The 14243-nt window shown below is 65.4% G+C and carries 8 protein-coding genes and 1 tRNA gene; 2 read left to right on the top strand and 7 right to left on the bottom strand.

The features are described from left to right. Window positions 1-4: 4 nt before the first annotated feature. Together glnD and ACX36O_RS06195 are read left to right on the top strand one after the other, a co-directional pair. On the top strand, window positions 5-2839 hold the full coding sequence (gene glnD / locus ACX36O_RS06200; RefSeq protein WP_488360206.1) for a [protein-PII] uridylyltransferase: 2835 nt from the start codon (window positions 5-7) through the stop codon (window positions 2837-2839). Between the two features lie 145 nt (window positions 2840-2984). Continuing rightward, entirely contained in the window at window positions 2985-3275 is a 291-nt protein-coding gene (locus ACX36O_RS06195) for a hypothetical protein (protein ID WP_213360531.1), read from the top strand. Window positions 3276-3353: 78 nt separating this feature from the next. Here ACX36O_RS06195 and ACX36O_RS06190 read toward each other — a convergent pair. The 7 genes from ACX36O_RS06190 to smc form a co-directional block, all read right to left on the bottom strand. Continuing rightward, a tRNA-Leu gene (locus ACX36O_RS06190) sits at window positions 3354-3442 on the bottom strand. Window positions 3443-3497: 55 nt separating this feature from the next. Beyond that, window positions 3498-4574 (bottom strand): 3-deoxy-7-phosphoheptulonate synthase, encoded by a 1077-nt coding sequence (locus ACX36O_RS06185; protein WP_213360530.1) that lies wholly within the window; start codon window positions 4572-4574, stop codon window positions 3498-3500. 70 nt (window positions 4575-4644) lie between these two features. Then, complete coding sequence (locus ACX36O_RS06180) at window positions 4645-5562, bottom strand: EamA family transporter (RefSeq protein WP_371686401.1); 918 nt, start codon at window positions 5560-5562, stop codon at window positions 4645-4647. Between the two features lie 62 nt (window positions 5563-5624). Further along, entirely contained in the window at window positions 5625-7130 is a 1506-nt protein-coding gene (locus ACX36O_RS06175) for a CYTH and CHAD domain-containing protein (protein WP_213360529.1), read from the bottom strand. 165 nt (window positions 7131-7295) lie between these two features. Further along, window positions 7296-9392, bottom strand: a complete 2097-nt coding sequence (gene ligA / locus ACX36O_RS06170) for an NAD-dependent DNA ligase LigA (protein ID WP_213360528.1) — start codon at window positions 9390-9392, stop codon at window positions 7296-7298. A gap of 85 nt (window positions 9393-9477) precedes the next feature. Beyond that, entirely contained in the window at window positions 9478-10632 is a 1155-nt protein-coding gene (locus ACX36O_RS06165; RefSeq protein WP_213360527.1) for a cell division protein ZipA C-terminal FtsZ-binding domain-containing protein, read from the bottom strand. Between the two features lie 59 nt (window positions 10633-10691). After that, a complete protein-coding gene (smc, locus tag ACX36O_RS06160) occupies window positions 10692-14210 on the bottom strand; it encodes a chromosome segregation protein SMC (RefSeq protein ID WP_213360525.1) in 3519 nt (1172 codons plus the stop codon). Window positions 14211-14243 lie beyond the last annotated feature (33 nt).

Below are 14243 nucleotides of genomic sequence, written 5' to 3'. Positions count from 1 at the left end.
GACCATGCACGCACCGAGCCAGGACGCCGTTGCCCCGGAGGCGCTGCAGGCGCTGCGAGACGGCTATGCGCGGGACAAGGCGGACCTGCTCGCGCATTTCCGCGATCCGGACATCGGCTACCGCCGCATGCGCGGCGTGCTGGGCACGCTCAAGAAGCTGACCCAGTTGACCGACAACGTCTTGCTGGCCCTGTGGCGCCTGCATGGGCTGGATCGCGACAAGGCAGCGCTGGTCGCGGTGGGCGGCTATGGCCGCGGCGAGCTGTTTCCGCATTCCGACATCGACGTGCTGGTGCTGCTGCCGGATGCAGCCTCCCCTTCCCCGGCGCACGACCCGGTCCAGGCACGCGTCAGCGCCTTCATCGGCAGCTGCTGGGATGTGGGCCTGCAAATCGGCTCGGCCGTACGCACCCTGTCCGAATGCCTGAGCGAATCCGCAGGCGACATCACGGTGCAGACCTCGTTGCTGGAGCGCCGGCTGATTTTCGGCCCGCAGGCCCTGTACCGCCAGCTGAGCGCGGCCTACGACAGCGCCATGCAGCCCTATGCCTTCTACCTGGCCAAGACGCTGGAAATGCGTCAGCGCCACGCCAAGTTCGACAACACGCCGTATGCGCTGGAGCCCAACTGCAAGGAATCTCCCGGCGGCCTGCGTGATCTGCACATCGTGCTGTGGGTGGCCAAGGCAGCCGGCTACGGCACCACCTGGGATGCGCTGACGCGCCACGGCCTGATGACACGCTACGAGGCCAAGCAGATCAAGCGCAACTACACCCTGCTCAGCCTGATCCGCGCCCGCCTGCACATGGTGGCCAACCGGCGTGAAGACCGGCTGGTGTTCGACATGCAGACACTGGTGGCCGAGCTTTTCGGCTACACCCCGATCGAACGCCAGACGCGCCAGGGCCACGATCGCAGCCCGATCCGCCCCAGCGAAGCGCTGATGCGGCACTATTACTGGACGGCCAAGGCCGTCACGCAGCTCAGCCAGATCCTGCTGCTGAACATTGCCGAACGCCTGCGCGATTCCGGCCACACACGCAACTACGACCCGGCGCCCGTCACCCGCGCCATGCGTGCGCTGCAGGCACGCAGCTCCGCACGCGATCCGCAGGCGAGCGAACCCGGCGCCCAGCTCGCCGCGCAGGAAGTGGTCAACCCCGTGGCAAGCACGGCCACGCCACACACCGACTACCTGGCGCTGGGCGCGCAGCGGCGCGAAATGCGGCCGATCAACGAGCGTTTTCTCGACAACAACGGCCTGCTCGAAGTGGTCAGCGACACGCTCTACCGCGAGCAGCCGCACGCCATTCTTGAAACTTTTCTGGTACTGCAGCAGACGGTCGGCATCAAGGGTCTGTCGGCACGCACGCTGCGCGCCCTGTTCAACGCCCGCGTGCTGATGGACAGTGCCTTCCGGCGCGATCCGGTCAACCGGCAGCAGTTCCTGCAGATCCTGCAGGCGCCCAGCGGCGTGACACAGGCGCTGCGCCTGATGAACCAGACCTCCGTGCTGGGCCGCTACCTGTGGGTGTTCCGCAAGATCGTGGGCCAGATGCAACACGACCTGTTCCACGTCTACACCGTGGATCAGCACATCCTGATGGTGGTGCGCAACGTGCGGCGCTTCTTCAAGGTGGAGCATGCGCACGAGTATCCGCTGTGCTCGCAACTGGCCGCCGGCTGGGACTCGCCCTGGATCCTGTCCACCGCCGCACTGTTTCATGACATTGCCAAGGGCCGCGGCGGTGACCATTCGCTGCTCGGCGAGCGCGAAATCCGCCGTTTTGCCAAGAACCACGGCATCAGCAAGCCCGACACCAACCTGCTGGCCTTTCTGGTGCGCGAACACCTGAGCATGAGCACCATTGCGCAGAAGCAGGATCTGAGTGACCCGGAAGTGATCCTCGCCTTTGCGCGCAAGGTGGGCAACGAGCGCTACCTGACGGCGCTGTACCTGCTGACCGTGGCCGATATCCGCGGCACCAGTCCCAAGGTGTGGAACGGCTGGAAAGGCAAGCTGCTGGAAGACTTGTACCAGGCCACCCTGCGCGTGCTCGGCGGTCACCATCCAGATCAGGATTCGCTGGTGGAATCGCACAAGCGCGGCGCGCTGGTGGAAATGGCGCGGTTTTCCATGCCCTTCGAGGGCCATGTGAAGCTGTGGAACACGCTGGACGTGGGCTATTTCATGCGCCACGACAGCGGCGACATCGCCTGGCACACACGCCACATCGCCCGCCATGCCGGCCAGGGCAAGACGGTGGTGCGTGCCCGCCCGGCCCCGCATGGCGAAGGCCTGCAGGTGCTGGTCTACAGCCCCGACCAACCAGAACTGTTCGCCCGCATCTGCGGCTACTTCGAGCAGGCCGCCTTCAGCATTCTGGACGCCAAGGTGCACACCACCAGCGATGGCTACGCGCTCGACACCTTCCAGGTCGTGACCTCGCTCATGCCCGAGCACTACCGCGAGTTCATCACCATGGTGGAAACCTCGCTGGCGCGCGCCATCGAACAGCACGGCCCGTTGCCCGAACCCGCGCGTGGCCGTGTTTCGCGCCGCGTGCGCATGTTCCCGATCACGCCGGCGGTGCAGCTTTCTGCCGATGAAAAAGCCCAGCACTGGGTGCTGACCATCACCACCAGCGACCGTCTCGGCCTGCTCTATCGCATTGCCCGCGTGCTCAGCCAGCACCAGATCAGCGTGCAACTGGCCAAGATTTCGACCATGGGCGAGCGGGTGGAAGACACCTTCCTGATCGCGTCGCCTTCGCTCGCGTCGGCACGCTTCCAGGCCGAACTGGAACGCGCGCTGCTGGATGCGATTGCCATCCACTGAGACATTTGTCACAGCCTAGGCAAAAAGCATCAGTGCAATTAGCATTTACACACACTTTGGGGCTCTTCGTAAAGCCCGTGCAGCACCGCTCTGATTGAATAATGGCGTGCTGCCTGATCAAGGCACGCGCCCAACGGAGATAACCATGAAAAAACAAATCGCCATCCTGATTGCCACCACAGCCGCCGCCTTTGGCGTATCGGCTGCTACCGTCCATATCAATCCGCCTTCCGTCAACGTGGGCGTGCCCGGCGTGGTGGTATCCACCCCCGGCGTTGTCGTGAACCCGCCGGTTGCGGCGCGGGGCGACAACGGCCTGCATCTGGGCCAGCGCAAGGCACATGTGAACCAGGGCAACCATTACGGCCAATACAAGAATGCCGGCAAGGGCAAGCGCAAGGGGGCTGGCAATATGGGCCGCGGCAAGAAGTGGTGATTTGAAGGGCAGTTTGTCGCTGCCCTGAACCCGCAAAGAAAAAGACCTGCTTGAACGATGCAAGCAGGTCTTTCTATTTGGTGCCTCGAACCGGAATCGAACCGGTACGACGTTTTACCGTCGGCGGATTTTAAGTCCGCTGTGTCTACCAATTTCACCATCGAGGCGTGGCGCATCTGATACAGATGCGCCGGAAAGCCTGCGATTATACGGTGGGCAGACTCAGCGTGCCGCCTCACGACGCGTGCGCACAGCCTCGGCCAGCTGACGCAGCACCGGCTCGGTCTGATCCATGCTGATGCAGGCATCGGTAATGGATACGCCACGCTTGAGTTCGCCATCGCCCAGGTCCTGCCGCCCTTCTTCCAGATGACTCTCGATCATCACGCCGGTAATGCGGCGCTCGCCGCCGGCGATCTGGGCGGCCACGTCGGCGGCCACGTCGATCTGTTTCTGGTGCTGCTTGCTGCTGTTGGCGTGCGACAGGTCGACCATGACCTGTTCGGTCAGGCCGGCCTTGGCCAGCGCCTCGCAGGCGGCCTGCACATGGGCTGCATCGTAGTTGGGCGCCTTGCCGCCGCGCAGGATCACGTGGCAGTCGGCATTGCCTCGCGTCTCGAAGATCGCGGCCTGGCCCATCTTGGTCATGCCGATGAAGGCATGGGGCGATTGTGCCGCCACCATGGCGTCCACCGCCACCTTGATGCCGCCATCGGTTCCGTTCTTGAAGCCGACCGGGCAGCTCAGGCCCGAGGCCAGCTGGCGGTGGCTCTGGCTTTCGGTGGTGCGGGCGCCGATGGCGCCCCAGGCGATCAGGTCGCTGATGAACTGCGGGCTGAGCAGATCCAGAAATTCAGTGCCTGCCGGCAGGCCCAGCTCGATCACATCCAGCAACAGGCGGCGCGCCTTTTCCAGGCCTACGTTGATGGCGAAGGTGCCATCCAGATGCGGGTCGTTGATGTAGCCTTTCCAGCCCACGGTGGTGCGCGGTTTTTCGAAGTACACGCGCATGACCACCAGCAGTTCGCCTGCGAGCTCCTGCGCCAGCGGCAGCAGGCGCTGGGCGTACTCGATGGCCTGGTCGTGATCGTGGATGGAGCACGGCCCCACCACCACAATCAGGCGGTCATCGCGGCCGTGCAGCACATCGCTGATGGCGCGACGCTGCTGCTCCACGCGCTCCAGCGCCACATCGCTGATGGGCAGGCTTTCCTGCAGCAGGGCAGGAGTGAGCAGCGGGCGGACGGCGCTGATACGGGTGTCGTCGATGCGGGTGGTGTCGTGGGTAGAGGAAGTCATGCCGGTACAGTGTTCAGGATTGCTGCAATGCAGCAGATCATTGTAGCGGCTCGGCAGCCGTCCTGCTTGCTCAGCGCGCAGCCCAGCGCCGCTGCACATGCGGCCACAGCACGTTGATGGTCAGTCCCAACAGCACCAGCCCGGCCGCCAGCAACTTCCACCCCGGCATGCCCTCGCCCAGCAGCAGCGCCGAAGCGGCCATGCCGAACACAGGCACCAGCAGTGCCATCGGGCTGACCGAGGCAGCTGCATAACGGCTCAGCAGCCAGGCCCAGGCGCCGTAGCCGAAAATGGTGTTGCCGTACGATTGCCACAGCACGGCCAGCCAGGTACTCCAGCTGGTCTGCGTGACGCCCTCGACGATGCGCGGCCAGCCCTCGAACCAGAGCGAAAGCAGGAACAGCGGCGGCACCGCAAATGCGCTGCTCCATACCACGTAGGCCAGCATGTTCAGCTGCTCGCCGCCACGGGCCTGCTGCGCCAGTGCGGCCGACCGGTTGACGATATTGCCTGCGGCCCAGCTGATGGCCGCCAGCGTGATCAGCACCAGTCCGAGCAGCGTGGTCGATCCATCCGTGCGCACGGCAATCACCACCATGCCGGCCGCCGCCACCATGCTGGCCACCAACTGGAACAGCCGCGGCCGGTCACCCGAAAGAGCCATCGCCATGCCCATGGTGAAAAACACCTGCGACTGGATCACCAGCGAAGCCAGCCCCGGCGAAATGTCGCGCTGCATGGCGATGAACAGCAAACCGAACTGCCCTACCCCGATCAGCACGCCGTAGGCCGCCAGGTTGCGCCAGGGCACCTGCGGCCTTTTCACCAGCAGCATGAAGGGCAAGGCCGCCAGCAGGTAGCGCAGCGTGGCAAACAGCAGCGGCGGCAAGGCGTCCAGCGCCAGCCGGATGACGACGAAATTCGTGCCCCAGACGAACACGACGGCCAGCGCCAGCAGCAGGTGGCGCGCGGGGATGACAGATTGCATGAAATGGAAAACGGGCAGCAGCAGGAGGAATCAGGACAGGTGCGGCAGCCCGCGGCGCGGGCTTACCAGAAAGGCCGCGCCTCCTTCAGCGATTCCAGTGCCTGCTCGGTTTGCTGGCTGGATTCCATGTCGATGTGCTCGTACCAACCGGCCACGGCCCCGCCGGCAAATGCCGTTTCGGGGTGCTGGCTGGCCAAGGTTTCGAGCATGTGACGACATACGGCCGCGTCATTCATAGTGCCGAGCACCTTCTGCATGGCCTGCTGCGAAGACAGGTATTTCTTCACCTTGTAGGCATCGTACAGCGACGCAAAAAACTCTGCCGCATAACGCAATTTCTTCACCTGCTTGCGCAGGGTGTGGCGCTGCTCCTCGTTGAGCTTGTGCCAGCGGCGCGCCAGCTTGTCGACCGAATTGGCGCGGCGGTTCAGCGCATCGCGGGTGAAGGCGCGCAGCTTGTCTTCCTCTGCATTGGCTGGCGGCTCCTGGTAGAGCCAGTGCAGCACCTGCAGCAGCAGCATGCCGATACGCGGCGAATCCAGATCCTCCCGCATGGCTCGCATCAGGGCTTCACGCTGGGTCATCAGATGCTTCTTGACGGGCTCGAGCTTGACGCGGTGGGCCAGCGAGGGCTCCACGGCGGCAATGGTTTCGCGCACCAGCACATCGCGGTCGCGGATTTCGCCGAGCTGCTGGGCCAGCGCCTGCAGCTTGGTCTCGAGCTGGTTCCACACCGAATCGGTGGGCAGGGCCGCAAAGGCCTTGTCGGCCGAACGCATGCGGCGAATGGCCACGCGCGCCTGATGCACAAACTCCATGTCATCGCCCTGCCCCAGTTCGACCAGGTTGAACTGCAACTGTCGCATGCATTCCAGCATGATCACACGGCGTGCCTGGTGGGGCGTCATCTCCGGATCCAGCGGAACATCCTGCGCACCCACGGGTGTGGTTGGAATCTGCTCGAACAGGCGATAGCCGCGCTCGGCCTTGCTGCGCTGCTGAGGCAGCAGGGCGAAGTTGCGGGCCAGCATCAGGGCCACGGTAAACACCGCCTCGGTCGTGCCGTGCTTGAGCTCGATTTCGACTTCATTGATGGGATGCTTGCGGCCATCGCATTCGATGTGGCCGACATCCAGGGCGATTTCAACCACATTGCCCTGCTTGTCCTCGACTTCCCATTGCGTGCGGACAACCCGCGTGGCGAAGGTAGGTTGCAGACGGGTCGCGATCTTGTCGTCGCACAGAAAATCGCGCGCCTCGACGTGGCCGATGTTGGCCAGTTCCAGCATCTGGCCATGGGTGATGTGCTCGACCTCGGTGCGCGCATTGAGGCCGCCGCCACCCTTCTGGCCGAACTTGACGGTCTGGATCCACTGGTTGCCCTGCTGGCGCAGGCGCAGGCCCATGCGGCGCTTGGCCAGATCAAGGGCAGGCGTGTCGTAATAGATGCTGACGAGTGGCTGTTCCACCGGCTTGGACGCCTGTGGCAACAGCTTGGCCACCTTGCGCTTGAACTCCGCATTCTGCGAAGGCGACAGGGACAGGCTCAACTCGATTTCAGTGCTCATTCTTCGGGCTCCTGGATGCAGCCGCTGGCTGCAGACAACAAGGGGACAGGCTAACACGAATCCGTTACAACGTGGGTAGGCCAACTGCCCATCCGCAAGGGGCGGCTCGGCTATTGCTGTGTGAAGCCTGCTGCCCCCATCCCGCACACGCCCTGCTCGGGCCTTTCACACGGCCTGCGCAAGCAGTTCGAGCATGCCTGCCTCATCGAGCACGGCCACGCCCAGCGCCTGGGCCTTTTCCAGCTTGCTGCCCGCTTCGGCGCCGGCCACCACGTAATCGGTTTTCTTGCTCACGCTGCCCGCCACCTTGGCGCCGGCGGCTTCCAGCAGTTCCTTGGCCTGGTCGCGGCTCATGCCCGGCAGCGTGCCGGTGAGCACGAAGGTCTTGCCGGCCAGCGGCTGCGGTGCCATGCTGTCCACGGCGCCATCGGATTCGGGCCAGGTCACGCCATGGGCACGCAGGCGCTCGATGACTTCACGGTTGTGCGGTTCTTCGAGGAAATGGCGGATGCTGCTGGCAACGACCGGCCCCACGTCCGGCACCTGCAGCAGCGCCTGTTCGTCGGCAGCCAGCAAGGCATCGAGCCGGCCGAAATGGCGTGCCAGATCCTTGGCCGTGGTTTCACCCACATGGCGGATGCCCAGGCCGTAGATGAAACGGGCGAGCGTGGTGTGGCGGCTTTTTTCCAGGCCGTCGAGCAGATTCTGTGCGGACTTTTCCCCCATGCGGTCCAGCCCGGCCAGGGTGTCGAGCTGGAGCTCGTACAGGTCGGGCAGGCTGTGGATCAGGCCGCCGTCCACCAGCTGGTCGACCAGCTTTTCGCCGAGGTTTTCGATATCCATGGCGCGGCGCTGGGCGAAGTGCAGCACGGCCTGCTTGCGCTGGGCACTGCAGAACAGGCCTGCCGTGCAGCGTGTATCGACCTCGCCCTCCTCACGGCCCACGGCGCTGCCGCAGACCGGGCAGGCATCGGGCATGGAGAACGGCACCGTGCCCTCGGGCCGGCGATCGAGCACCACGGAGACCACTTCGGGGATCACATCACCGGCGCGGCGCACCACCACGGTATCGCCAATGCGCACGTCCTTGCGGCGCGCCTCTTCCTCGTTGTGGAGGGTGGCATTGGTGACCGTCACGCCGCCCACGAATACCGGCGCCAGCTTGGCCACCGGCGTGAGTTTGCCCGTGCGGCCAACCTGCACGTCGATGGCCTGCACGGTAGTGAGTTGCTCCTGCGCCGGATATTTGTGCGCCACGGCCCAGCGCGGCTCGCGGCTGACGAAGCCCAGGCGCTGCTGCAGCGCCAGTGCGTTGACCTTGTAGACCACACCGTCGATGTCGAACGGCAGGCTGTCGCGCAGCGCGGCGATCTTCTTGTGAAATTCGACCAGTTCCGGCGCGCCGGCCGCCACCGTGCGGTGATCCGACACCGGCAAGCCGAACCGGACCAGCGCATCCAGGATGCCGCTGTGGGTTTCGGGCATGGCATCCCAGCCCTGCACCTCGCCGTAGCCGTAGGCATAGAAGCTCAGCGGGCGGCTGGCGGCAATGGCGGGATCGAGCTGACGCAAGGCGCCGGCAGCCGCGTTGCGCGGATTGACGAAGGTTTTCTCGTTGCGTGCGCCGGCGGCGATCTTCTCGCGCTGACGCTCGTTCAGGGCTTCGAAATCATCGCGGCGCATGAAGACTTCGCCGCGCACTTCGAGCACCTCGGGCACGGCGCTGCCCTGCAGGCGCAGCGGAATCTGGCGCAGCGTGCGGATGTTCTGCGTCACGTCCTCGCCAGCTTCGCCATCGCCGCGCGTGGCACCCTGCACCAGCACGCCGTGCTCGTACCGCAGCGAAACAGCCAGTCCATCGAATTTCAGTTCGGCTTCGTATTCGACGGACGGGTCCAGCGGCGACAGGCCCAGTTCCTTGCGCACGCGCACGTCGAAGGCAATGGCGCCGCTGGCTTCCGTGTCCGTTTCGGTGCGGATGGAGAGCATGGGCACGGCATGGCGCACCGTGGCAAATCCGGGCAGGATCTGGCCCAGGATACGCTGGGTGGGCGAATCAGGCGTGCGAAGCTCGGGATGGGCTTCTTCGAGTGTCTGCAGTTCCTGGAACAGGCGGTCGTACTCGGCATCGGGCAGCTCGGGGGCATCCAGCGTGTAGTACAGATGGGCGTGATGCTGCAGCTGCGCGCGCAGCGCTGCGGCGCGCTCCTGTTGCGCGGGCGTGGGGCCGGGAGTGTCGGCGAACAGGTCCTGGGTGGTCATGCGGAATCCGGGGTGTCAGTACGCAAGCCCGAACGCCAAACGGCCGGCGTTGTGGCCAGCCATTGGGCATCGGGCATGCCAAAAATCAGGAGAACAGGCGGCGGGCCAGTGCCGAGCCGGCCGCGAAATCATGCTGCTCCAGCGTGTTGTACAGGCCTTCCAGATCATTGGCAATGGCATCCATGGTGTCGGCCGTGATGCGCTGGCCGTTGCCGTCGGTGATATTGCCGTCCATGTCCTTGGCCAGATGCAGTGCCGCCTCGCACATGCGCGCAAAGGGCTGTTCCTCGCGGTGCACGTGAGTCACTTCCAGGCACAGCAGGGCTTCGTAGAGGGCTGCCTGTTCCAGGTCTTCGGCCAGCGCGGCCTGCGTGTCGTACTCGAGGCTGAGCAACGGCGGCGCGCCTTCGACCGATGCCGGCAGCACCAGGCGGCCTGGCAGCACGCCGGGCACGAAACCGTGGCGGGCAGCACATTGCTGCAGGTAACCGGGGCTCCAGGCGGCCTGGCGCGCACGCAGCACGAAGCTCAGGCGCGCGTCGTTGGCGCTGGCGAACTGGTCCAGTTCGCGGGCACGGGCCACTTCTTCGAGCATTTCGGGGAAATGCGGCGTGCCGTTGATGGCATCGGCCACGGCCTGGGTCTTGAGCGTGAATTCGGAAAAGGCGATCTCGTTGAGCGGACCGCTGCGGTTGGCCAGTTGCACACCGGCCTGGAACTGGTCGTAGAACTGCCCGGCAACCGGCGGCTCCCACAGGCCGCTGTCGCGGTTGCGGCCTTCCACGGCGAACGGCTTGGTATCGACGCGACGGGTAGCGGGCAGTGCCGCCTGGGCCGCCTCGCCCGAAACCACGGCGCCCTGATCCAGCACGATGGTGGCCATGGCATCCAGCAGCGGATCAAGCAGCAGCTTGCGGTCGGGGCCGGTATTAAGGCTGATTTTCTGGGTGATGGCATCGGATTCGCCGTGTTCCGGAGCGGACCCGCCATTTGCCGCCGGGTGATTTGGCGCTGCATCGTCCTGCCCTGCCAGCTCGGGGCCGGCCCCCGGAGGCAGCATGTCAGTGGCCTGCAGGGCGGCATCCACGCCATCGGCTTCGGACACGGTGGCGCTGGCCTGCGGTGCAGGATCGGGCCGGCGCGGCTGGCTCTTGCGCGCCTGCCAGGCGTTGTGGGCGACCAGTCCGGCCAGAACCAGGGCGCCTGCAGCGGCCAATCCGATTTGTAGGGTATTGCTCATGGAAGGTCCAATCTGGGATCGCGCATATCTTAGAGCGAAAAGCGCCGGCTTCCGGGCACTCAGGCCACTTCCGCCATGGAAACGGCCGACTCCATGTCCACCGCCACGATGCGCGAAACGCCCTGCTCCTGCATGGTCACGCCGATCAGCTGTTCGGCCATTTCCATGGCGATCTTGTTGTGGCTGATGAACAGGAACTGCGTGCCCTGGCGGCTCATGGCCGTCACCAGCTTGGCATAGCGCTCGGTGTTGGCATCGTCCAGCGGCGCGTCCACCTCGTCCAGCAGGCAGAACGGTGCCGGGTTGAGCTGGAAGATGGCAAATACCAGCGCGATGGCCGTCAGCGCCTTTTCGCCGCCGGAGAGCAGGTGAATGGTCTGGTTCTTCTTGCCCGGAGGCTGTGCCATCACCTGCACGCCGGAGTCGAGGATTTCGTCGCCGGTCATGATCAACCGGGCCTGGCCGCCGCCGAACAGTTCGGGGAACATGCGGCCGAAGTGCTCGTTCACGGTCTCGAAGGTGGAGCCCAGCAGTTCGCGCGTTTCGCCGTCGATCTTGCGGATGGCGTCTTCGAGGGTGTCGATGGCGTCCATCAGATCGGCCGATTGCGCATCCAGAAAGGTCTTGCGCTCGCGCGAGCTGGCCAATTCTTCCATGGCAGCCAGGTTGACGGCCCCCAGGGCGGCAATTTCGCGCTGGATGCGGTCAATCTCGGTCTGCAGGCCGTGCAGGCGCACGCCCTCTTCCTCGATGCTGCGGGCGATCTCCGCATCGTCCACCTGCGCCTCGGCCAGCGATTGCGCGTATTGCTCGACGCCGATGCGGGCGGCCTGCTCCTTCAGCTGCAGTTCGGTGATGCGCTGGCGTAGCGGTTCGAGTTCGCGTTCCAGCGCCAGGCGGCGCTCATCGCTGGCCCGCAGCTTGCTGGTCAGGTCTTCGTAGGTGCTGCGCTGGGCGGCCAGTTGCTGCTCGCGCTCCAGTTTGGCATCCAGCGCCTGCTGCAGGCCGTTTTCGGCCGTGGCGGCGGTGAGCGATTCCAGATCCTGCCGGGCGCGCTGCTGCTCGGCCTGCAGGGCCTGCAGCTGCTGGGCTGCCGTGCCCAGGGTACGCTGCAGTTCGGCGGCGCGCGCTTGCACGCTGCGCTGTGCGAAGGTGGCCTCCTGCGCGGCACGCTCCAGGCTGCGTTGCTGCTCGCGGCAGGTTGCCAGCTTGCGCTCGCCTTCGATCACTTTTTCATCGAACTGGGCGTGGCGCTCCTGCGCATCGGCCAGTTGCATGTCCAGTTCCTCGAAGCGTCCTTCGGCCGTCATGCGGCGTTCCTGCAGGTCTTCAAGCAAGGCGTCGATTTCTTCCAGGTCGGTACCGATCTGGTCGCTGCGGGCACGCATCTGCTCGGCCTGCTGGCTCAGGCGCAGCACTTCCACCTGCAGTTGGTGGTGGGCGGTCTGGCTTTCGCTCGCCTCTCGGCGCGCCTGCGACAGACGCTGGCTGGCATCGGCATAGGCGGCTTCGGCGCGGTTGAGCGCGGTGCGCGATTCCTCGTGGATGAATTGCTGTGCGCGCAGTTCCTTGTCGAGGTTCTCGATTTCCTGTGCGCGCGCCAGCAGGCCGGCCTGCTCGCTGTCCTGCGCGTAGAAATCCACGCTGTGCGCAGTAACAGCATGGCCGGATTGCACGTAGATGGCTTCGCCGGGTTGCAGTTTGTCGCGCTGGGCCAGTGCCTCGTCGAGCGAACCGGCGGTGTAGCAGCCATGCAGCCACTCGGTCAGGATCGCCAGCAGGCCGGACTCGTGCACGCGCAGCAGATCGACCATACGCGGCAGGCTGCCCGCGCTTGCGGTTGCCGGGGCGACCGGCGTGGCGTAGAAACTCAGCTTGGCAGGCGGCGCATCGCTGGCGAAGGCGCGGACGGATTCGAGCCGGCTGACTTCCAGCGCGCCCATGCGTTCGCGCAGCGCGGCTTCCAGCGCAGTTTCCCAGCCCGGCTGCACGTGCAGGCGCGACCACAGGCGGTGCATCTCGCCGAGACCGTGCTTGTGCAGCCAGGGCGCCAGCTTGCCATCGGACTTGACCTTCTCCTGCAGCGCCCGCAGCGCCTCGCGGCGGGCCGACAGATCAGCCTGCTTGCGCGTTTCCTCGTTCAGGGCCTGCTGCGCCGTGCGGCGCTGCTCGTCCAGCTGCGGCACCATGTCCTGCAGTTCGGCCAGGCGCGCCTGCACGATCTCCAGCTGCTCGGCACTGCCGGCCAGCTCGGTCTGCATCTGCAGCAGCCGTGCCTCCTCGGGTGCGGCCAGGGCCTTGCGGTCGGCCAGCAGGCGCTCGCGGCGCTGCTCCTGCTGGCGCACCTGCTCGTCGATGCTGCGCTGCTCGGCAGCCAGCACCTGGATCTGCTGCTGCACCTGCACCACAGCCCCGCGCTGCTCGGCCGACTTCTGCTGCGCCTGCCGCAGGGCATCTTCCAGCTCCGGCAGCTGCATGGCCTGTTCCTCGACCTGCGCGGCCAGGATAGCTGCCTTCTCTTCGGACTCCATGTCCTGCGCTGCCAGCGCTTCGCGCTCGGCCTCGGCCTCGAGCTGGCGTTCGTTCCAGTGGAACAGCTGTTCACCCAGTTGCTGCAGGCGCTGCTCGGCACGCTGGCGGTTTTCCACCACGAAGCGGATCTCTGCTTCCAACTTGCCGACCTCTGCTGTGGCCTCGTACAGCTTGCCCTGGGCCAGGTTGACCTGGTCACCGGCGGCGTAATGGGCCTGGCGGATCGCCTCCAGCTCGCTTTCGGTACGGCGCATTTCGGCCATGCGCGCTTCCAGCGCAGTGTGCGCGGCATCCACGTCGGCCTTGACCTTGTGCTGGTCTGCCGCCGCATCCTCACGTTTGAGATACCACAACTGGTGCAGGCGGCGCGTGCCGGTCTGCTGCAGCCCCTGGTATTTCTGCGCCACTTCGGCCTGCTTTTCCAGCTTTTCCAGGTTGCTGTTGAGTTCGCGCAGGATGTCCTCCACGCGCGTCAGGTTCTCGCGCGTATCGTGCAGGCGGTTTTCGGTCTCGCGGCGGCGTTCCTTGTACTTGCTGACGCCCGCCGCCTCTTCCAGAAACAGGCGCAGTTCTTCCGGCCGGCTCTCGATGATGCGGCTGATGGTGCCCTGCCCGATGATGGCGTAGGCCCGTGGCCCCAGGCCGGTGCCCAGGAACACGTCCTGCACGTCGCGCCGGCGCACCGGCTGGTTGTTGATGAAGTAGCTGCTGCCGCCATCGCGCGTCAGCACGCGTTTGACGGCGATTTCGGAGAACTGGTTCCACTGCCCGCCAGCGCGGTGGCTGGCGTTGTCGAACACCAGCTCCACGCTGCTGCGGCTGGCCGGCTTGCGCGAGGTGGTGCCGTTGAAGATCACATCCTGCATGGATTCGCCGCGCAGTTCGCTCGCCTTGCTCTCACCCAGCACCCAGCGCACGGCATCCATGATGTTGGACTTGCCGCAGCCGTTGGGGCCGACCACGCCCACCAGCTGCCCTGGCAGCATGAAGTTGGTCGGTTCGGCAAACGACTTGAATCCGGAAAGTTTGATCGAATTGAGGCGCACGGCTGCAACATCGGCCGCGCTGTGCCAGATTAC

It is taken from the genome of Brachymonas sp. KE5 (assembly GCF_057773645.1).
The sequence above is the reverse complement of the archived record's forward strand: the minus strand, read 5'-3'. Positions and strand labels throughout refer to the sequence as shown.

Coding starts and splice junctions, on each gene's coding strand:
- glnD (WP_488360206.1), top strand. CDS start 5: ATGCACGCACCGAGCCAGGACGCCGTTGCCCCGGAGGCGCTGCAGGCG.
- ACX36O_RS06195 (WP_213360531.1), top strand. CDS start 2,985: ATGAAAAAACAAATCGCCATCCTGATTGCCACCACAGCCGCCGCCTTT.
- ACX36O_RS06185 (WP_213360530.1), bottom strand. CDS start 4,574: ATGACTTCCTCTACCCACGACACCACCCGCATCGACGACACCCGTATC.
- ACX36O_RS06180 (WP_371686401.1), bottom strand. CDS start 5,562: ATGCAATCTGTCATCCCCGCGCGCCACCTGCTGCTGGCGCTGGCCGTC.
- ACX36O_RS06175 (WP_213360529.1), bottom strand. CDS start 7,130: ATGAGCACTGAAATCGAGTTGAGCCTGTCCCTGTCGCCTTCGCAGAAT.
- ligA (WP_213360528.1), bottom strand. CDS start 9,392: ATGACCACCCAGGACCTGTTCGCCGACACTCCCGGCCCCACGCCCGCG.
- ACX36O_RS06165 (WP_213360527.1), bottom strand. CDS start 10,632: ATGAGCAATACCCTACAAATCGGATTGGCCGCTGCAGGCGCCCTGGTT.